This is a genomic window from Mycobacterium asiaticum, from assembly GCF_001673635.1.
In the GTDB taxonomy this organism is placed as follows: Bacteria; Actinomycetota; Actinomycetes; order Mycobacteriales; family Mycobacteriaceae; genus Mycobacterium; species Mycobacterium asiaticum_C.
This window is the reverse complement of record NZ_LZMH01000069.1, coordinates 114,059-132,019: the sequence shown is the minus strand read 5'-3', so window position 1 is coordinate 132,019 and position 17,961 is coordinate 114,059. Positions and strand designations below refer to the sequence as shown.

22 protein-coding genes are annotated in these 17,961 nt (G+C 66.9%); 11 read left to right on the top strand and 11 right to left on the bottom strand.

Annotated features, from left to right (window positions below):
• Positions 1 to 39: 39 nt before the first annotated feature.
• Genes A5645_RS19315 through A5645_RS19305 form a run of 3 tightly spaced genes read left to right on the top strand, consistent with a single transcriptional unit; the run spans position 40 to position 1,783 of the window.
• The gene (locus tag A5645_RS19315; protein ID WP_081282255.1) at positions 40 to 576 is read left to right on the top strand and encodes a sigma-70 family RNA polymerase sigma factor; all 537 of its coding nucleotides are present in this window, start codon (positions 40 to 42) and stop codon (positions 574 to 576) included.
• Between the two features lie 6 nt (positions 577 to 582).
• Positions 583 to 1,275 (top strand): anti-sigma factor family protein, encoded by a 693-nt coding sequence (locus A5645_RS19310; RefSeq protein ID WP_065035090.1) that lies wholly within the window; start codon positions 583 to 585, stop codon positions 1,273 to 1,275.
• A 7-nt stretch (positions 1,276 to 1,282) separates the two neighbouring features.
• Positions 1,283 to 1,783 carry a MarR family winged helix-turn-helix transcriptional regulator gene (locus A5645_RS19305; RefSeq protein WP_036352803.1) on the top strand — a complete coding sequence of 167 codons (501 nt, stop codon included), beginning with the start codon at positions 1,283 to 1,285 and terminating at the stop codon, positions 1,781 to 1,783.
• A gap of 110 nt (positions 1,784 to 1,893) precedes the next feature.
• Here the strand turns inward: A5645_RS19305 and mmsB are convergent, their stop codons facing one another.
• The 9 genes from mmsB to A5645_RS19260 form a co-directional block, all read right to left on the bottom strand.
• On the bottom strand, positions 1,894 to 2,766 hold the full coding sequence (mmsB, locus tag A5645_RS19300; RefSeq protein ID WP_081288463.1) for a 3-hydroxyisobutyrate dehydrogenase: 873 nt from the start codon (positions 2,764 to 2,766) through the stop codon (positions 1,894 to 1,896).
• A 21-nt stretch (positions 2,767 to 2,787) separates the two neighbouring features.
• A complete protein-coding gene (locus A5645_RS19295) occupies positions 2,788 to 3,948 on the bottom strand; it encodes an isobutyryl-CoA dehydrogenase (RefSeq protein WP_065035087.1) in 1,161 nt (386 codons plus the stop codon).
• A gap of 7 nt (positions 3,949 to 3,955) precedes the next feature.
• Entirely contained in the window at positions 3,956 to 5,476 is a 1,521-nt protein-coding gene (locus A5645_RS19290; RefSeq protein ID WP_065035086.1) for a CoA-acylating methylmalonate-semialdehyde dehydrogenase, read from the bottom strand.
• Positions 5,477 to 5,589: 113 nt separating this feature from the next.
• Positions 5,590 to 7,464, bottom strand: coding sequence for a PecA family PE domain-processing aspartic protease (locus A5645_RS29145; RefSeq protein ID WP_065130705.1), 1,875 nt, complete (start codon positions 7,462 to 7,464; stop codon positions 5,590 to 5,592).
• Between the two features lie 103 nt (positions 7,465 to 7,567).
• Positions 7,568 to 8,065 carry a lipoprotein LpqH gene (locus A5645_RS19280; protein WP_065035140.1) on the bottom strand — a complete coding sequence of 166 codons (498 nt, stop codon included), beginning with the start codon at positions 8,063 to 8,065 and terminating at the stop codon, positions 7,568 to 7,570.
• Between the two features lie 91 nt (positions 8,066 to 8,156).
• Positions 8,157 to 8,765: a dTDP-4-dehydrorhamnose 3,5-epimerase gene (gene rfbC, locus A5645_RS19275; RefSeq protein ID WP_065035084.1), complete on the bottom strand. Its 609-nt coding sequence runs from the start codon at positions 8,763 to 8,765 to the stop codon at positions 8,157 to 8,159.
• A 1-nt stretch (position 8,766) separates the two neighbouring features.
• Positions 8,767 to 9,762, bottom strand: a complete 996-nt coding sequence (gene rfbB / locus A5645_RS19270) for a dTDP-glucose 4,6-dehydratase (RefSeq protein WP_065130704.1) — start codon at positions 9,760 to 9,762, stop codon at positions 8,767 to 8,769.
• A gap of 10 nt (positions 9,763 to 9,772) precedes the next feature.
• Entirely contained in the window at positions 9,773 to 10,633 is an 861-nt protein-coding gene (locus A5645_RS19265) for an LLM class F420-dependent oxidoreductase (protein WP_065035082.1), read from the bottom strand.
• A 19-nt stretch (positions 10,634 to 10,652) separates the two neighbouring features.
• A complete protein-coding gene (locus A5645_RS19260; protein WP_065130703.1) occupies positions 10,653 to 11,507 on the bottom strand; it encodes an LLM class F420-dependent oxidoreductase in 855 nt (284 codons plus the stop codon).
• 241 nt (positions 11,508 to 11,748) lie between these two features.
• Here A5645_RS19260 and infA point away from each other — a divergent pair, with 241 nt between their 5' ends.
• From infA to truA, 8 genes are all read left to right on the top strand, one after another.
• A complete protein-coding gene (gene infA, locus A5645_RS19255) occupies positions 11,749 to 11,970 on the top strand; it encodes a translation initiation factor IF-1 (RefSeq protein WP_003418601.1) in 222 nt (73 codons plus the stop codon).
• Between the two features lie 38 nt (positions 11,971 to 12,008).
• Complete coding sequence (gene rpmJ, locus A5645_RS27270) at positions 12,009 to 12,122, top strand: 50S ribosomal protein L36 (protein WP_003879483.1); 114 nt, start codon at positions 12,009 to 12,011, stop codon at positions 12,120 to 12,122.
• A gap of 166 nt (positions 12,123 to 12,288) precedes the next feature.
• The gene (gene rpsM, locus A5645_RS19250; RefSeq protein WP_036352829.1) at positions 12,289 to 12,663 is read left to right on the top strand and encodes a 30S ribosomal protein S13; all 375 of its coding nucleotides are present in this window, start codon (positions 12,289 to 12,291) and stop codon (positions 12,661 to 12,663) included.
• Positions 12,664 to 12,666: 3 nt separating this feature from the next.
• Positions 12,667 to 13,083: a 30S ribosomal protein S11 gene (gene rpsK / locus A5645_RS19245; protein WP_036352831.1), complete on the top strand. Its 417-nt coding sequence runs from the start codon at positions 12,667 to 12,669 to the stop codon at positions 13,081 to 13,083.
• A 15-nt stretch (positions 13,084 to 13,098) separates the two neighbouring features.
• Positions 13,099 to 13,704 (top strand): 30S ribosomal protein S4, encoded by a 606-nt coding sequence (rpsD, locus tag A5645_RS19240; RefSeq protein WP_065035080.1) that lies wholly within the window; start codon positions 13,099 to 13,101, stop codon positions 13,702 to 13,704.
• Between the two features lie 83 nt (positions 13,705 to 13,787).
• Complete coding sequence (locus A5645_RS19235; RefSeq protein WP_036352837.1) at positions 13,788 to 14,831, top strand: DNA-directed RNA polymerase subunit alpha; 1,044 nt, start codon at positions 13,788 to 13,790, stop codon at positions 14,829 to 14,831.
• A 113-nt stretch (positions 14,832 to 14,944) separates the two neighbouring features.
• On the top strand, positions 14,945 to 15,592 hold the full coding sequence (rplQ, locus tag A5645_RS19230) for a 50S ribosomal protein L17 (RefSeq protein ID WP_065035079.1): 648 nt from the start codon (positions 14,945 to 14,947) through the stop codon (positions 15,590 to 15,592).
• Positions 15,588 to 16,433, top strand: coding sequence for a tRNA pseudouridine(38-40) synthase TruA (gene truA / locus A5645_RS19225; protein ID WP_065035078.1), 846 nt, complete (start codon positions 15,588 to 15,590; stop codon positions 16,431 to 16,433). Before rplQ ends, truA begins: the two co-directional genes overlap by 5 nt.
• Here truA and A5645_RS19220 read toward each other — a convergent pair.
• Positions 16,430 to 17,089 (bottom strand): cutinase family protein, encoded by a 660-nt coding sequence (locus tag A5645_RS19220; protein ID WP_065130702.1) that lies wholly within the window; start codon positions 17,087 to 17,089, stop codon positions 16,430 to 16,432. The two genes, truA and A5645_RS19220, sit on opposite strands and share 4 nt — an antisense overlap.
• Before the next feature lie 32 nt (positions 17,090 to 17,121).
• On the bottom strand, positions 17,122 to 17,916 hold the full coding sequence (locus tag A5645_RS19215) for a cutinase family protein (protein ID WP_081288441.1): 795 nt from the start codon (positions 17,914 to 17,916) through the stop codon (positions 17,122 to 17,124).
• Between the last annotated feature and the right edge of the window lie 45 nt (positions 17,917 to 17,961).

The following is a 17,961-nucleotide window of genomic DNA, read 5'->3' as shown; positions in this document are numbered from 1 at the left end:
ACTTACTCGCCTCGTGCTTGTAGGGCAGGAGGTGATCGGGTGGCTCGTTTGGGTGACACCGAGGCGGCTGAAGCCGCCCTGATGAAGGCGCTCTACGACGAGCACGCCGGGGTCTTGTGGCGCTACGCGTTGCGGTTGACCGGGGGTGATGCCAGTCACGCCGAGGACGTCGTGCAAGAGACGTTGGTGCGGGCCTGGCAACATCCGGAGGTCGTCAGCGACACAGAGCGTTCGGCGCGGGCATGGTTGTTCACCGTGGCCCGCAACCTGATCATCGACGACCGGCGCAGCGCGCGGTATCGCAACACCGCCGGATCGATCGACGACACGAATGTTCCGGAGCATTCCAGCCCGGACGAGGTGAACGCGGCCCTGGACCGGCTGCTGATCGCCGATGCGATGACGCAACTTTCCGCCGAACATCGTGCCGTGATCGAGCGGTCCTACTACCGTGGCTGGACCACCACACAGATAGCCAACGACCTGGGGATCGCGGAGGGGACCGTGAAGTCGCGCCTGCACTACGCAGTGCGGGCGCTGCGCCTGACCCTGCAAGAACTTGGAGTCACGAGGTGACAGGACATGAATGACGTGAGGACGCACCATTACGCGACCTGGGATGCCGCGTATGTGCTGGGTTCGCTGTCGGCCCTCGAGCGGCGTGAATTCGAAGCGCATCTGGCGGAGTGCCCGTCGTGCCGGGCGGCGGTCGCCGAGCTGAGCGGCGTTCCGGCCCTGCTCTCGCAATTGAGCCGGGAGGACGTCGCAGCGATCGACGAGTCCGGCCGTGCGCCGGAGATCTCGCCGCGCCTGCTGCCGTCGTTGCTGCAGACGGTGCGCTGGCGGCGCCGCCGCACCCGGGTGACGGCGTGGGTGGCCGGGGCCGCGGCGGCCGTCGTGCTGGGCCTCGGTGTGCTGGTGGGCGTGCAGGGTGATGTGTCGCTGCATCCGCACCCGGGAACCGCGTCGGCGCAACCGATGGCCCAGGTTGGCACCCAACTGCTGACGTCGACGGTTTCGGTCACCCGTCAGCACTGGGGGACGTTCATCCACCTGCAGTGCTTCTGCCTGGCCCCACCGGATGCGCACCACGACACCCTGGCCATGGTGGTCGTGGGACGTGACGGCAGCCAAACCCGGCTGGCGACCTGGGTGGCCGCGCCCGGCCATACCGCGAACCCGGCCGGCAGCATCGCCACCCCGATCGACCAGATCGCGTCGGTCCAGGTGGTCGCCGCTGACAGTGGCAAGGTGTTGCTGGAACGTTCGCTTTAATTGGTGCGTGACCGATTCCGCCAAGCGCGATCCGATCGCCGCAGCGCGCGACAACTGGGAGCGGGCCGGCTGGGGTGACGTCTCGCAGGGCATGGTGGCGGTGACGTCGGTGATGCGTGCCCACCAGATCCTGCTGGCGCGCGTCGAGAACGCCTTGCGGCCCTACGATTTGAGCTTCTCCCGGTACGAGTTGTTGCGGCTGCTGGCCTTCAGCCGCACCGGTGCCCTGCCGATCACCAAGGCATCGGATCGGCTGCAAGTGCACGTCACCAGCGTCACCCATGCGATCCGCCGGCTCGAGGCCGACGGCCTGGTGCAGCGGGTGCCCCATCCCACCGACGGCCGGACCACGCTGGTGCAGATCACCGAGTTGGGCCGCTCGACGGTGGAGGACGCGACGGTCACGCTGAACGAACAGGTCTTCGCCGATATCGGTATGGGCCCCGACGAGTCACAGGCGCTGGTGTCGTCGATCGAGACGCTGCGACGGCATGCGGGGGATTTCTAGACCGCCCGCCGAGCGCACCCTGACGCCGAGCGTCACGCCAGAGCGACGCTCGCGGTCGACAGCCACGCTGGCGTGACGCTCGGCATCAGGACAGGCGGGACGCGTGGCGCTCAGGACCCGCGCAGCGTCTCGATGATCGCGCTGAAGTCCTTGTCACCGTGGTCCGCGGCGAATTTGGCGTAGATCTCGGCGGCATGGGTGCCCAGTGGTGCGATCGACCCGGTGGAGGCGACCGCATCCATCGCCAAGCCCAGGTCCTTGTTCATCAGCACCGTCGCGAATCCGGGCCGGAAATCATTGTTGGCCGGCGACGTCGGAACCGGGCCGGGCACAGGACAATTGGTGTGCACTGCCCAGCAGTTGCCGGTGGCGCCGGTGATGACGTCGAAGAGGGACTGCGCCGACAGTCCGAGCCTCTCGGCCAGGACGAACGCCTCGCCGATGGCGATCTGCTGCACGGCGAGCACCATGTTGTTGCAGACCTTGGCGGCCTGGCCGGCGCCGGCCGCGCCACAGTGAATGATCTTGCCCGCCATGGGCTCCAGCACCGGCCGCGCGCGCTCGAGTGCCGCCCCGTCGCCGCCGACCATGAACGCCAGCGTCCCGGCCACCGCACCCTTTACTCCGCCGGAAACGGGAGCGTCGATCTGCGCCATGCCGTGTTCTTCGGCCAGCGCGTGCACCTCGCGCGCGTCGTTCACCGAGATGGTGGAGCTGTCGATGAACAACGCACCGGATGGCGCGGCCGGCAGCACGTCGGCGTAGCAGCGTTTGACGACTTCGCCGTTGGGCAGCATGGTGATCACGATGTCGGCCTCGGCCACCGCTTCCGGGGCGCTGCCGAACACCGCCGCGCCGCGCTCGGCTGCGGTGTCCGCGGCGGCCGGCACGGGGTCGTAGCCCCGCACGATATGGCCCGCCTCAAGCAGATTCGCTGACATCGGCCCGCCCATGTGGCCTAGTCCCAGGAAAGCGACCTTCAGCGACAACTCTGGCCCGCCCTTCTATGCGCTGGCGCGAAACCGGGTGGCTTCGGCCCGGCCGATGACCACTCGCATGATCTCGTTGGTCCCTTCCAGGATTCGGTGCACCCGCAGATCGCGCACGATCTTCTCCAGACCATACTCGCGCAGGTACCCGTAGCCGCCGTGCAGCTGCAGCGCCTTGTCGGCGACCTCGAAACAGGTGTCGGTGACATAGCGCTTGGCCATCGCGCACAGCTCGACCTTATCGGCGGCGTCCTCGTCGAGGGCATTTGCCGCCCGCCACAGCATCATTCGCGAGGTCTCCAACCCGGTGGCCATGTCGGCCAGGGTGAAACGCACTGTGGGTTCGTCGAGCAGGGCCGAGCCGAACGCCTGGCGCTCCCGCACGTAGGCGCCCGCCTTGTCGAAGGCGGCCTGCGCGCCGCCCAGCGAGCACGCCGCTATATTGAGCCGTCCGCCGTTCAGCCCGTTCATCGCGATGCCGAAACCGGTGCCTTCACCGTCCGAGCCGCCCAGCATGGCATCCGCCGGCACCCGGACGCCGTCGAGCACGACTTGCGCCGTCGGCTGGGCATGCCAGCCCATCTTCTCCTCGAGTGCACCGAAACTCAGTCCGGGCGTGCCCTTCTCGACGATGAACGCCGAGATGCCGCGCGGGCCCTCACTTCCGGTGCGCGCCATGATGACGTAGACATCGGAGGCACCCGCGCCGGAGATGAACTGCTTCACACCGTCGAGAACGTAATCGGAACCCTGCTTGACCGCGCGGGTACTCAACGCACTGGCATCGGAACCGGCACCCGGCTCGGTCAGGCAGTAGCTCGCGATGACATCCATGGTCGCCAGCCGCGGCACCCACACCTTGCGCTGTTCGTCGGTGCCAAAGCGGTCGATCATCCAGGAGCACATGTTGTGGATGGACAGGAAGGCGGCCGTGACCGGGTCGGCAATGGCCAGCTGCTCGAAGATGCGCACCCCGTCCAGGCGACGTAGCCCGCTGCCGCCCACATCATCGCGGCAGTAGATCGCGGCCATCCCGAGTTCGGCGGCCTCGCGCAGCACGTCAGTCGGGAAGTGGTTGCTGGCATCCCATTCCAGGGCGTACGGGGTGATGCGCTTCTCGGCGAACGCGGCGGCCGTCTCGGTGATGACCCGTTCGTCGTCGTTGAGAGTGAACATTGCTTTCTTAATTCATTGTGGGGATGACGAATTCGGCACCGTCTTTGATGCCGGACGGCCATCGCGAGGTGACGGTCTTGACCTTGGTGTAGAACTGGATCGAGGCCGGGCCGTGCTGGTTGAGGTCGCCGAAACCGGAGCGCTTCCAGCCGCCGAAGGTGTGGTAGGCCACCGGGACCGGGATCGGGACGTTGACCCCGACCATTCCCACCTGCACCCGGGAGACGAAGTCGCGGGCGGTGTCGCCATCGCGGGTGAAAACCGCTACGCCATTGCCGTATTCGTGCTCGGACGGCAGCCGCAAGGCCTCCTCATAGTCGTGGGCGCGCACGATGCACAGCACCGGTCCGAAGATCTCGTCGGTGTAAATCGACATCTCCGGGGTGACGTGGTCGAACAGCGTGGGGCCGATGAAGAACCCACCTTCGAGGTTGGCATCACCGAAGGTCAGGTCGTCGCTGGCGCGCTCGCGCCCGTCGATGACGAGCTCGGCTCCGGCGTCCACACCCTGGGCGATGTAGTCACGCACCCGGGTCAAGGCGGCCTCGGTGACCAGTGGGCCGTAGTCGGCTTTGGGATCCAGGCTGTGGCCGACACGCAGGCCGTTGATCCGCTCAACCAGCCTGGCGCGCAACCGATCTGCCGTCTGCTCACCGACCGGGACGGCGACGCTGATCGCCATGCAGCGTTCACCGGCGCTGCCGTAGCCGGCCCCGATGAGGGCGTCGACGGCCTGGTCGAGGTCGGCGTCGGGCATCACGATCATGTGGTTCTTGGCCCCGCCGAAGCACTGCGACCGCTTGCCGGTGGCGGCCGACGTGGAGTAGATGTACTGCGCGATGTCGGAGCTGCCGACGAAACCCACCGCCTGAATGTCGGGGTGATGCAGGATCGCGTCGACGGCTTCCTTATCGCCGTGCACCACCTGGAATACCCCTGGCGGTAGGCCGGCCTCGGTGAACAGCTCCGCCAGCCGCACCGGAACCGACGGGTCGCGCTCACTCGGCTTGAGGATGAAGGCGTTTCCGCACGCGAGGGCGGGCCCGGCCTTCCACAGCGGGATCATCGCGGGAAAGTTGAACGGGGTGATGCCCGCGACCACACCCAACGGCTGGCGCAACGAGTACACGTCGATGCCGGGGCCGGCACCCTCGGTGTAGTCGCCCTTGAGCAGATGCGGGATGCCGATGCAGAACTCGATCACTTCGATCCCGCGCTGGACGTCGCCGCGGGAGTCGGCCACCGTCTTGCCGTGCTCGAGGGACAGCAACTCGGCCAGCTCGTCGATGTTCTTGTTGACCAGGTCGACGAAACGCATCAGCACCCGGGCACGGCGTTGCGGATTCCAGGCCGCCCAATCTTTTTGGGCCCGTGCCGCGGATGCCACCGCGGCGTCGATGTCGGCTTGGCCGGCCATCGGGACGGTCGCCTGCACCTCGCCGGTGCTGGGATTGAGGACCTCGGCGGTGCGGCTGGACTGGCCGGCGGTGCGCTGCCCATCGATGAAATGCGAAATCTGCGTGGTCATGGTTGTCCCGGAGAAGTGAGGAAGGATTTTAGGGATACTTGGATATCCTAGTAACTCCGGGGCGGGCAAGCAAGAATGGCGCCTTGTCGCAGGTCAGGGGCCTGCTGAAAGGTTTATGTGGGTAGCGAATCGAAGACGACTGTCCCGATGCCGGCCGGCAGGTAGGAGTGGTAGATCGGCATCAGCGTGTAGGGGTAGTTCCCGGTATTGAAGAATCCGCCCACCCCCGTGGGGACCGTCGCCCGCGTGGCATTGATGCCACCGAGCGTTGTCTGGCTGTAGATGACGGTATTGCCCACCAGGACAGTGATTTTCGTTCCAGCCGGAAGCGACTGGCCCGGCGGAATGTTCTGCAGGTCTGCGGGCAGCAGATTGCTGGGGATCGCACCGTTGACACCGCCGGTATCGACGACGCTGACGCTCACCGGTTGCACGACGGTGTTGTTGACCATGATCCGCAGCCCGTTGGTGAACGGTGATCCAGTGACGTGGGCAACCTCGGGGAAAGGATTGTTGCCGAACTGGAAGTAATGGCCGGGCTGGTTGACCAGGATCCCATTGGCGAGCAAGCCCGGTAATTGCTGCACGGCAACGGTATTGAAAACCGGGTCGTTCACATTGGCCCCGACCCCGATCAGCGTTTCCGGTCGCACCGGCGTGCCGTTGTAGACCTCGGAGGTGATGACGCCGACGGTCGTCGGCTGGGTCATGATCCCGTTGCCGAAGTTGAGCGCCGCTTTGTAAACGTTGTAGGTGACTACCGTCGAGTCTCCGGGGCTGCCGAAGTTGTAGGTGAGGCCGGTTTGGACAGGTACGCCCAGTGCGGCCAGATCGACGTCCTGGGGTGCGAACAATAGGGCGTTGGAGCCGGTATCCACGGTTGCCTGCACGAACGGTCCGCCGTCGACGGAGACCTGCAAGGTCGGGCGGGTCGCGTGCATCGTCAACTGGACAGCGGCCGGTCCGCCGTTGGCGCCGGTCGCCCCGGTTTGCCCCAGCAATTGGCCGCCGGTGCCGCCCGAGCCGCCCAGACCGGAGATGACGCCGCCGGTGCCACCGTCGCCGCCGCTGCCGATCAGCTGCCCGCCGTTGCCGCCCAGGCCGCCGTTGGCGAAGGCGCCACCCATGCCGCCGGTGCCCCCGTCGCCGAGCCATTGCGCGCTGCCACCGGTGCCACCGACTCCGTAGGGCCCGCCGGTGCCGCCGGCACCGCCGTTCCCCCAAAGCAGGCCCCCGATGCCGCCGGTCCCGCCCGTTCCGCCCGGGAGAATGGTGCCGACGGCGTTGTAGATGAACGTCCCGCCCTGACCGCCGGCCCCGCCGTCACCGAAGAACAGCGCATTGCCGCCGGACCCACCGACGCCGGTCCAGCCGCCCAGCCCGCCGGTTCCGCCGTTGCCCCACAACAATCCGCCGGTGCCGCCGGTCCCGCCGGCCGCGCCGAGCCCACCCATTCCGCCGGTGCCACCGCTGCCGATCAATCCGGCCGGGCCGCCGGCGCCGCCCGCCACGCCATCGGCGACGCTGGCGCCCCCGCTACCGCCGTTACCCCACAGGATGCCGCCCGCGCCTCCCGACATTCCGATGCCGGCCGCGGTGGTGATGCCGTCGGCGCCATCACCGATCAGCGGCCGCCCCAGCAGTGTGTTGGTAGGCGCATTGATCAGCGCCAGCACCTCGTCCTGCAGGGTTTGCAGCGGGGCCGCGTTGGCCGCCTCGGCCGCTGCGTAGGCTCGCACACCCGCGTTGAGCGCTTCCACCAATTGGCCGTGAAACGCCGCGGCCTGGGTGCTCAGCGCCTGATAGGCCGTTCCCTGCTGGGCGAACAGTGCCGCGATCGCCGCCGACACCTCATCGGCGGCGGCCGCAGCGATGGTGGTCGTGGGAGCGGCCGCCGCCGCGTGCGCGGAACGGATCGTCGCGCCCAGATTTCTTAGGCTCGTCGCCGCATCCGCTACCGATGCCGGCGCCACGGTCACGAAAGACATCGGCCCACCCCGTCGTTATCATCCGGTCGCGGCCCGACCGGCAACATCGGATGGTAGCTAGTCAATTCATGAAAGGCGGTGATTTCGACCGTAATTCGCGTGTTTAAGGGCAGGTCGCGTCGACTTCGAAAGTCTTGCTGACCTCTTGTCCGGCGTTGTCGACACCGGTGGCCGTGCCGGTGATCTGGTAGCTCTTGCCATTCTTGGTCGCCTTGGCGCTGTTACCGGGCGCGCCCTCGGTGAAGCTGAGCACCACCCCGTCGACGGTGCCCAGACCCGCGCTGCGTACTGCCGATGCGTCCTGCTCGAGCCCGACGATGACGCCGGTGATCATGTCGCCGATCGCGATGGAGAATCTGCCCTGGTTGGTGTCGCACACCACCGGCCCGCTGACATTCTGCGGCTGGCCGCCGATGATGACTCGGGTCTCGCCGGCGGCCGCCGGGGTGGCACTCGCCGGCGCAGGGCTGGAACTGACCGCCGCGCTGGAGGATGCCGCACCGGACGACGAAGGGGCCGACGTTTTCCCGTCGTTGGAACACCCGGCCATACCGGCCACCAGAGTCGCCGCGCCAACGGCAATCAACAGCTCACGCTTCACCGAATTCTCCTTGCCCGAGGTTTTCATTCCGCTGCGCAGCGGACGTGCCTTGCAGTATCTACGGTCAAGGAACTGTCGTACAGATGTGGAATTAATGCCCGCGAAGCTCGGCGATGAACTGCCGGGTCTCGGCCCAGGTGGGCAACAGGCCGGACGCCTGTACCTCCGCGAAGCTGGGAGCGGCGGCGTCCCGATCGGACAAGGTGGGCGCGACCCCGTTGACCAGCGGCCAGTCGATGGCCAGGTCCGGGTCCGTGGCGGCGATGGTGTGTTCGCGCTGCGGGTTGTACTCCGCCGAACACAAGTACATCACCGTCGAATTATCCTGCAGCGCAAGGAAAGCGTGCCCGAGTCCCTCGGAGACGTAGATGGTCCGGCGATCCTTGTCGTCGAGCAGGACCGCATCCCACTGCCCGAATGTCGGTGAGCCGACCCGGATATCGACGACCACGTCGAACACCGAACCGAACAGGCAGGACACATACTTGGCCTGGCTCGGCGGTACCTGGGCGAAGTGCAGCCCGCGCAACACACCCGCCGATGACGTCGAGCAGTTGGCCTGGCGCAGGTCGAACCGGTGACCGGCGAAACCGCTGAAGCCGCGGTCGGTGAACCATTCGAAGAAGATGCCGCGCGAATCGCCGTGAATGGTCGGGGTGATCTCCCAGGCGCCAGGGATCTTGAGCTCGCGTACTTTCATGTCACTGACCGCGTTCTTCGTAGCGCGCTTCGGCGGCGTCCTTCAGTGGGCGCCACCATGATTCGTTCTCCCGGTACCAGTCGATGGTGGCCTGCAGCCCCTCTTCGAAATTGGTGTGCTTTGGCGCCCAACCCAATTCGCTGTAAAGCAGTGACGGGTCGATGGCGTAGCGCAGGTCGTGACCGACGCGGTCGGTGACGTGGTCGAAGTCGTCGGGTTCGCGCCCCATCAACTGCAGCAGTGTGCGCAGCACGCTCAGGTTGTCGCGTTCGCCCTCGGAACTGATCAGGTAGGTCTTGCCGATCTCGCCCTTTTCCAGGATTCGCCGCACGGCGCTGTTGTGGTCTTCCACGTGGATCCAGTCGCGGACGTTGTGACCGCTGCCGTACAGCTTGGGCCGGCGGCCGGTGAGCACGTTGGTGATCTGGCGCGGGATGAACTTCTCGATGTGCTGATACGGGCCGTAGTTGTTGGAGCAGTTGGACAGCGTCGCCTGCACGCCGTAGGAACGCACCCAGGCCCGGACCAGCATGTCGCTGCCCGCCTTGGTCGCCGAGTACGGGCTCGACGGGTTGTACGGGGTGGACTCGGTGAACCGCTGTGGGTCGTCGAGCTCCAAGTCCCCGTAGACCTCGTCGGTGGAGATGTGGTGCAACCGCACACCGTGTCGCCGTACCGCTTCCAGGATGGTGAACGTGCCGACCACGTTGGTGTGCAAGAACGGTTCGGGGTCATCCAGTGCGTTGTCGACGTGGGACTCGGCGGCGAAATGCACGACGGCGTCGCACTCCGCGACCAGCCGGTTGACCAGGTCGGCGTCACAGATATCGCCTTCGACCAGCCGGATGGCGTCCTCGATGTCGGCCAGTGACTCCCGCCGGCCCGCATAGGTCATGGCGTCGATGACGGTCACCGCGTCCTCGGGATGTTCGCGCACCGTGCTGTGCACGAAATTCGCGCCGATGAAACCCGCCCCGCCGGTGACTAGCAACCGCATGGGGGCAACCCTAACGGGTGAGGTCCAGCGATCCTGCCAGTTCGCCGAGTACCGAAGTGAGCTGCTCGGGCTGCGCGGCGCCCAGTACCTGGATGGCAACGTGGTCGGCGCCGGCGTCCAGATGTTCGTGCAGGCGTCGCGCGATCGCGTCCGCAGTGCCGTAGGCGACCAGGGCGTCGATCAGCCGGTCACTGCCCGGCTTTCGCACGTCCTCATCGGTGAAGCCCAGTCGCAGCCAGTTGTTCACGTAGTTGCTCAGGCCCAGGTAGAAGTCGACGAACTGGCGTCCGATCGCGCGGGCCTCCTCGGCGTCGGTGGTGAGCACGACCTTGTGCTCGGGCGCCAGGAAGACGGTGTTCCCCACCAGGTGGCGCGCCCGGCCGGTGTGCTCGGGTGTGGTCAGGTACGGGTGGGCGCCCGCGCTGCGTTGTGCCGCCAGGCGCAGGACCCGGGGCCCGAGCGCGGCCAGCACCCGGCGGCTGTTCGGCACCATCGCGTTGTCGAGTTCGTCGAGGTAGGACACCAGCGCGTCGTAGGGCTTCTGGTACTGCTGGGTGTGCTCGGGGTGGCCCACGCCGACCCCGAGGACGAACCGGCCCGGATGTGCGGTCTCGATGCGGTGAAACGAGGCGGCGACGGCTTTGGCAGGTGCCGCCCAGATGTTGACGATCCCGGTGGCCAGCTGGAGCCGGTCGGTCTGGGCCAGCGCGGGTTCGACCCACGCCAAGTCGGCGTCGGGTGACGCGCCGATCCAGGCGGCGCCATAGCCGAGGGACTCGATTTCCGCGGCCAGTTCCGGGGCGATGGACCGGCTGCCCAGCCAGACGCCGAACCGTCCCAGGTCGGGTTTGAGTGAAACTGCGTCAGTCACGAGGCCACATATACCCGTCTCAGAGACCTAGCGCCTCGGCCAGCTGGGCCAACGCCGGCACCAGATCCTCGTTCCGGGTCAGCACCTGCACCGGGACATGGTCGGCGCCGGCGTCGAGGTGCTCACGCAGCCGGGCGGCGATCTCGTCGATGGTTCCGTAGGCGACCACGGCGTCCACCAGCCGATCACTTCCCGGTTTAGCGACGTCCTCGTCGGTGAAACCCAGCCGCTTCCAGCTGTTGAGGTAGTTGGCGAGGTTGAGATAAATGCCGAGGGCCTTGCGGCCTACGGCTCGGGCCTTGTCGGCATCGGTGGTCAGCACCACCTTGTGCTCGGGGGCCAGAAACGCCGACGGCCCGATCAGTTCCCTGGCCTGCGCCGTGTGCTCCGGCGTGGTCAGGTACGGGTGGGCCCCGGCCGCGCGCTGCGCGGACAGTTTGAGTACCCGTGGGCCCAACGCGGCGACCACGCGGCGGTTGGCCGGGACGCCGAGCTGGTCGAGCTGCTCGAGGTACTCCACCAGCGCGTCGTAGGGCTTGCGGTACTGGGCGTGCGCCTCGGGATGGCCCACTCCGATACCGAGCAGGAACCGCCCGGGGTAGGCCTTGTCGATCCGGTGGAACGATTCGGCGACCGGGCCGGCGGCCGCCGTCCAGATGTTGACGATGCCGGTGGCCACCTGCAGCGTGGTCGTTGCTGCCAGGATCGGTTCGACCCAGTCCAGTTCGGCCGGTGGTGAGCCGCCCACCCAGACCGCCCCGTAGCCGAGGGCTTCGATCTCTTTGGCTTGCTGGGGAGTGACGCCGCGCCCGAAGGATCCAAACCGGCCGAGATCGGGCTTACTGTGGGCTGAAGCTGCCTGGGAGTCGGTCATGGTTGGTCTAACCGGCCGCCCGGCCCGCGCTATTCCGCTCGGAGCGAACCGGTCGTTTTTGCTTCCGGAGCGAGGGTGCGGGTATCGTGGACCAACGGTGCGGCGTCCGTGCCGGCTCTTCGCGTGCCCTGTCTGAAATTTCTTCTGGGAATTTCCATCACCGGCTCACGGTTTGTAGTCCGGACGAATGCTGCGCCCACCCAGGTGCACGGACAACAAGGTAGAGGATCTCCGAAAAGTAATGGCCAAGAAGGACGGTGCCATCGAGGTCGAGGGCCGCGTGGTCGAGCCCCTGCCCAATGCGATGTTTCGCATTGAGCTGGAGAACGGCCATAAGGTGCTCGCCCACATCAGTGGCAAGATGCGGCAGCACTACATCCGCATCCTGCCCGAGGACCGCGTGGTAGTGGAGCTGTCTCCCTACGACCTGTCCCGGGGCCGCATTGTGTACCGGTACAAGTAACGAACCACCCAAGACCAGAGAACAGGACCGAGACTGCCGTGAAGGTGAACCCGAGCGTCAAGCCGATCTGTGACAAGTGCAGGGTGATCCGTCGGCACGGACGGGTCATGGTGATCTGCTCCGACCCGCGCCACAAGCAGCGGCAGGGTTAGGTCAGGGCTAGTCCTCTTTGGGCGCCCCACACAACTGAATGCAGACCTCCCAGTACCAGTGAGCGGATACGCCGCTCACCTGCGCCCGGACGGAGGCCGGGCCCTCGCCAACAGGTGAGGAACGGACTGGGAAAAGACCTCCGCTGAGAAAGAGGAAACGCCACCTATGGCTCGACTAGTAGGCGTCGATCTCCCGCGTGATAAGCGGATGGAGATCGCGCTGACCTACATCTTCGGCATCGGCCGTACCCGCTCGAACGAGATTCTGGCGGCCACCGGCATCGATAAGGATCTGCGCACCAAGGATCTGACCGATGACCAGCTCACCCACTTGCGCGACTACATCGAAGCGAACCTGAAGGTCGAAGGTGACCTGCGTCGTGAGGTGCAGGCCGACATTCGTCGCAAGATCGAGATCGGCTGCTACCAGGGTCTGCGGCACCGCCGCGGCCTGCCGGTGCGCGGCCAGCGGACCAAGACCAACGCGCGGACCCGTAAAGGCCCCAAGCGCACCATCGCGGGCAAGAAGAAGGCCAGGTAACCGATGCCACCGAAGAAAGCCAGTGCCGGGGGCCCCAAGAAGGGGCAGAAGACCCGCCGCAGGGAAAAGAAGAACGTTCCGCACGGTGCCGCGCACATCAAGAGCACCTTCAACAACACGATCGTGACGATCACCGACCCCCAGGGCAACGTCATCGCCTGGGCGTCGTCGGGTCACGTCGGCTTCAAGGGCTCGCGGAAATCGACCCCGTTCGCCGCGCAGTTGGCCGCGGAGAATGCTGCCCGCAAGGCCCAGGAGCACGGGGTGCGCAAGGTCGACGTGTTCGTCAAGGGCCCGGGTTCGGGCCGTGAGACCGCGATCCGTTCGCTGCAGGCGGCCGGCCTGGAGGTCGGTGCGATTTCCGACGTCACGCCGCAGCCGCACAACGGTGTCCGCCCGCCCAAGCGTCGGCGCGTCTAGGAGGGTTGAACTGATATGGCTCGTTACACCGGACCCATCACCCGCAAGTCGCGCCGGTTGGGCACCGACCTCGTCGGCGGCGACCAGTCCTTCGAGAAGCGGCCCTACCCGCCCGGCCAGCACGGCCGCGCGCGGATCAAGGACAGCGAATACCGTCAGCAGCTACAGGAGAAGCAGAAGGCTCGCTTCACCTACGGCGTGATGGAGAAACAGTTCCGTCGCTACTACGAAGAGGCATCGCGTCAATCCGGCAAGACCGGTGAGGAACTGCTCAAGATTCTGGAGAGTCGGCTGGACAACGTGGTGTACCGCGCGGGGCTCGCGCGTACCCGGCGGATGGCCCGCCAGCTGGTAAGCCATGGGCACTTCTCGGTCAACGGCGTACGCGTCGACGTGCCGAGCTACCGGGTGTCGCAGTACGACATCATCGACGTACGGGACAACTCGCTGAATACCGTGCCGTTCCAGATCGCGCGGGAGACCGCGGGCGACCGCCCGATCCCGAGCTGGTTGCAGGTGGTGGGGGAGCGGCAGCGCATCCTGATCCACCAGCTGCCTGAGCGTGCGCAGATCGATGTCCCGCTCTCCGAGCAGCTGATCGTCGAGTACTACTCGAAGTAACAGACTTCCGGACCGGCAGCCGCCGGCGCGGAAACCCCAACGGCATCAAATAGCGGGTGCCGAGAAGGAGAAGAAGAAACACCATGCTGATTTCTCAGCGGCCCACCCTGTCCGAGGACATCCTCAACGACAACCGGTCCCAGTTCGTCATCGAACCGCTGGAGCCCGGATTCGGCTACACCCTGGGCAATTCGCTGCGTCGCACGCTGCTTTCGTCGATTCCCGGCGCGGCGGTGACCAGCATTCGCATCGACGGTGTGCTGCACGAGTTCACCACCGTGCCCGGCGTCAAGGAAGACGTCACCGACATCATCCTGAACCTCAAGGGTCTGGTCGTGTCCTCCGAGGAGGACGAGCCGGTCACCATGTATCTGCGCAAGCAGGGGCCGGGTGAGGTCACCGCGGGCGACATCGTGCCGCCGGCCGGAGTCACGGTGCACAACCCGTCCATGCACATCGCGACCCTGAACGACAAGGGCAAGCTCGAGGTGGAGCTCGTCGTCGAGCGCGGCCGCGGTTACGTCCCGGCGGTGCAGAACCGGGCATCCGGTGCCGAGATCGGCCGCATCCCAGTCGATTCCATCTACTCGCCGGTGCTCAAGGTCACCTACAAGGTGGACGCGACCCGTGTCGAGCAGCGCACCGACTTCGACAAGCTGATCCTGGACGTGGAGACCAAGAGCTCGATCACGCCGCGTGACGCGCTGGCTTCGGCCGGTAAGACGCTGGTCGAATTGTTCGGCCTGGCACGCGAACTCAACGTCGAGGCCGAGGGCATCGAGATCGGGCCGTCGCCGGCCGAGGCCGACCACATCGCCTCGTTTGCGCTGCCGATCGACGACCTGGACCTGACCGTGCGCTCCTACAACTGCCTCAAGCGCGAAGGCGTGCACACCGTCGGCGAACTGGTCTCGCGCACCGAGTCCGACCTGCTCGACATCCGCAACTTCGGTCAGAAGTCCATCGACGAGGTCAAGGTGAAGCTGCACCAGCTGGGTCTGTCGCTCAAGGACAGCCCGCCGAGCTTCGACCCGTCCGAGGTCGCCGGTTACGACGTGGCCACCGGCACCTGGTCCACCGAGAGTGCGTACGACGACCAGGACTACGCGGAAACCGAACAGCTTTGAGCAACCGTCCGGCGACGATGCGGCCGCGCAGCGGCGGCTGAGGAGCCGGACACAACAGAATCCGTCCCGGTCCTACCTGATACGGGGACCGGCCCCATTTAGGAGAAGTCGCAATGCCCAAGCCCACCAAGGGTCCCCGCCTCGGCGGGTCGTCTGCGCACCAGAAGGCGATCTTGGCCAACCTGGCTACCTCGTTGTTCGAGCACGGCCGGATCAAGACCACCGAGCCCAAGGCCCGGGCATTGCGGCCGTACGCGGAGAAGCTGATCACCCACGCCAAGAAGGGCACGCTGCACAACCGTCGCGAGGTGCTCAAGAAGATCCGGGACAAGGACGTGGTGCACACCTTGTTCGCCGAGATCGGGCCCTTCTTCTCCGACCGCGACGGCGGCTACACCCGCATCATCAAGGTCGAGCCGCGCAAGGGTGACAACGCTCCGATGGCCGTCATCGAACTCGTGCGGGAGAAGACGGTGACGTCCGAAGCCGACCGGGCACGCCGGGTGGGGGCCTCGAAGAAGGCTGCGCCCGAAGCGGCGGCCGCGGCACCGCAGGCCGCCGTCGAGCCCGAGGCGGTGGACGATTCGGCCGCCGACGAGGCTGCGACTGACACCGAAGCCACCCCGGAGGCGGCGGCCGCGACGCCGCAGGCGGGCCTCGAAGGCGACACGGCAGGCGACACCGACGCCGCCGACGAAGCCACGGCCGAGGGCACCGACGAGGCCAGCACCGAAGCCACCGACGAGGCACCCGAGAATTAGCGAAGTCGTCCGGCTGCGGTTCGACATCGCTTACGACGGAACGGATTTTGCGGGTTGGGCGGCGCAAGCGGGTTTGCGCACGGTCGCCGGTGTGCTCGATGAGGCACTGACGACCGTGTTCCGCGCGCCGGTGCGGCTGCGCGCGGCGGGCCGCACCGACACCGGTGTGCACGCCACCGGACAGGTGGCGCACGCCGATGTGCCGGCCGATGCCGTGTCGAATGCCTACTCGCGGGCCAGCCGTCGCGAGGACCCGGAGTTTCTTTCCCTGGTGCGTCGGTTGGGTAGGTTCCTGCCCGCCGACGTCCGGGTACTGGACATCGATCGGGCGCCGGCCGGTTTCGACGCACGGTTCTCGGCGTTGCGGCGACACTACGTCTACCGGCTGTCGACCGCGCCGTACGGTGTGGTGCCACAGCAGGCCCGGTTCGTCACCGCCTGGCCGCGTCCCCTGGACGTGGACGCGATGAGCATTGCGGCCCGGGAGTTGTTGGGGCTGCACGATTTCGCCGCCTTCTGCCGTCGTCGTGAAGGGGCCACCACGATCCGGGAACTGCAGCGGCTGGACTTCTCCCGCGAGGGCGATCAGATCACGGCGCACGTCAGCGCCGACGCGTTCTGCTGGTCGATGGTGCGATCCCTGATGGGGGCACTGCTGGCCGTCGGTGAACACCGGCGCACACCGTCGTGGTGCCGCCAATTACTCGGCGCGACAGAGCGATCCAGCGATTTCGCGGCCGCGCCGCCGCAGGGGCTCACGCTGGTTCAGGTGGATTATCCGCCCGACGACGAGCTCGGTGCCCGTACGCTGATCACCCGCGACATCCGTTCGCCCCGTTAGAGTTTGCCGGCGACAAAAGTTGCGGCCTGGTTGGTCAGGCCGGGCACATACCCGGTGTGCGCCTTCCATTGGTTGCCGTCCGAGCAGATCGGGTCGCCCTCATTGCACAGGTCGATGATCTTGCCGTCGAACTGGAAACTCAGTGCGTTCATCAATCCGCCGGCCCGGCCCGAAGGGTTGCCGAACAGGGCCACCGCGGCGACGTGCTCGGCGGCGTCGGACGGCAGCGGCTGGGTGAAGCCGAGGCCGGGTAGCGGTGCGGCGGTGACGATGTCGATCACCGCGGCGCCCTGAGAATATCCGCCGAGGACGAGCTTGGTGCCCGGGCAGTTGTTGACCATCTGCTGCACGTGGTCGCTGGCGTCGTTGGCGCCGTCGGTGGCGGCGAGGAAGTCCTTGCTGGCCGGGTAGTTGACCCCGTAGGCGCCGATATTGCGGCCCGTCTTCTGGCGCAGTGAGCCGACCAGCGCATTGCCCACCCGCCCCAGGCCCGGCGGTTCACCGGTGCCGCGCGCGAAGACCACTTCGGCGTCCGGACAGGCGGCATGGGCCGGTGGTGCCAGCGGCGGGGCAACCAGCAGCGCGGCCGCCACGAGTGCGGCGGCCGCGATTCCGGCGACGCGGGGTCGCTTGCAGCCCAAGGGGTTCAGGCTCATGGACCGAAATAGTAGGGGCTACCGGCGGCGCGTCAGCGGACCTGTACCACCGGCGCGGTGGCCGGTGCGCCCGGCACCTGCGGGACCGAGCCCGGGGGCGTCAGAGGCAGCTGGGGGACGGGCAGTTGTCCCGGCATGTGCGGGACCCCGTTCATCAGCTTGGGTGCCACGAAAGCGGCGGCCTGCGTGGTGTAGGTGGGGACGTAGCCCTCGGTGTGGCCGGTCCACTCGTTCCCGGCCCCGGCGTGGCAGATCGGGTCGGTGGGGTTGCAGTAGTCCACGGCTTTGGCGCCCAGCAGCGCGCTCTTGGTCGGTAGCGAGCCCCCGGCACGATCGGCGATGTCGCCGAACGTCACGACCGCGGCGATGTTGCCGGCGTATTCGGGCGGTAGCGAACTGCCGAAGCTGATGCCGCCGATCGGGACACCGGCCACGATGTCCATCACCGAGGCGCCCTGTGAGTACCCGCCCAGCACGATCTTGGTGTTCGGGCAGCTCGCCACCGTCTTCTTGACGTGCGAGATCGTGTCGTTGGCGCCGTCGCCGCCGTGCAGCTGCAGCTTGCTGGCCGCATAGTTCACCGCGTAGGTGTCGATGTTCACCCCGGGGGCCTGCTGGCGCAGCGTGTCGACGAACGCATCGCCCACCCGGCCCAGGCCGGGCGGCTCGTTGGTTCCTCTGGCGAAGACGACCTCGGCGTCCGGGCAGTCGTCGGCGGACGCCGACGGGACAGCCCCGAGCGGGTTGACCAGCAGAACAATGGCCGCCGCGGCCGCGGCGCCCACACCGGCCCGACCGGCTAGGCGGAGGATGGGGTGTTTACGCACCTGGGAATTTTATACGCCGACCGGCGGAGCATCATCTCTGCGCCT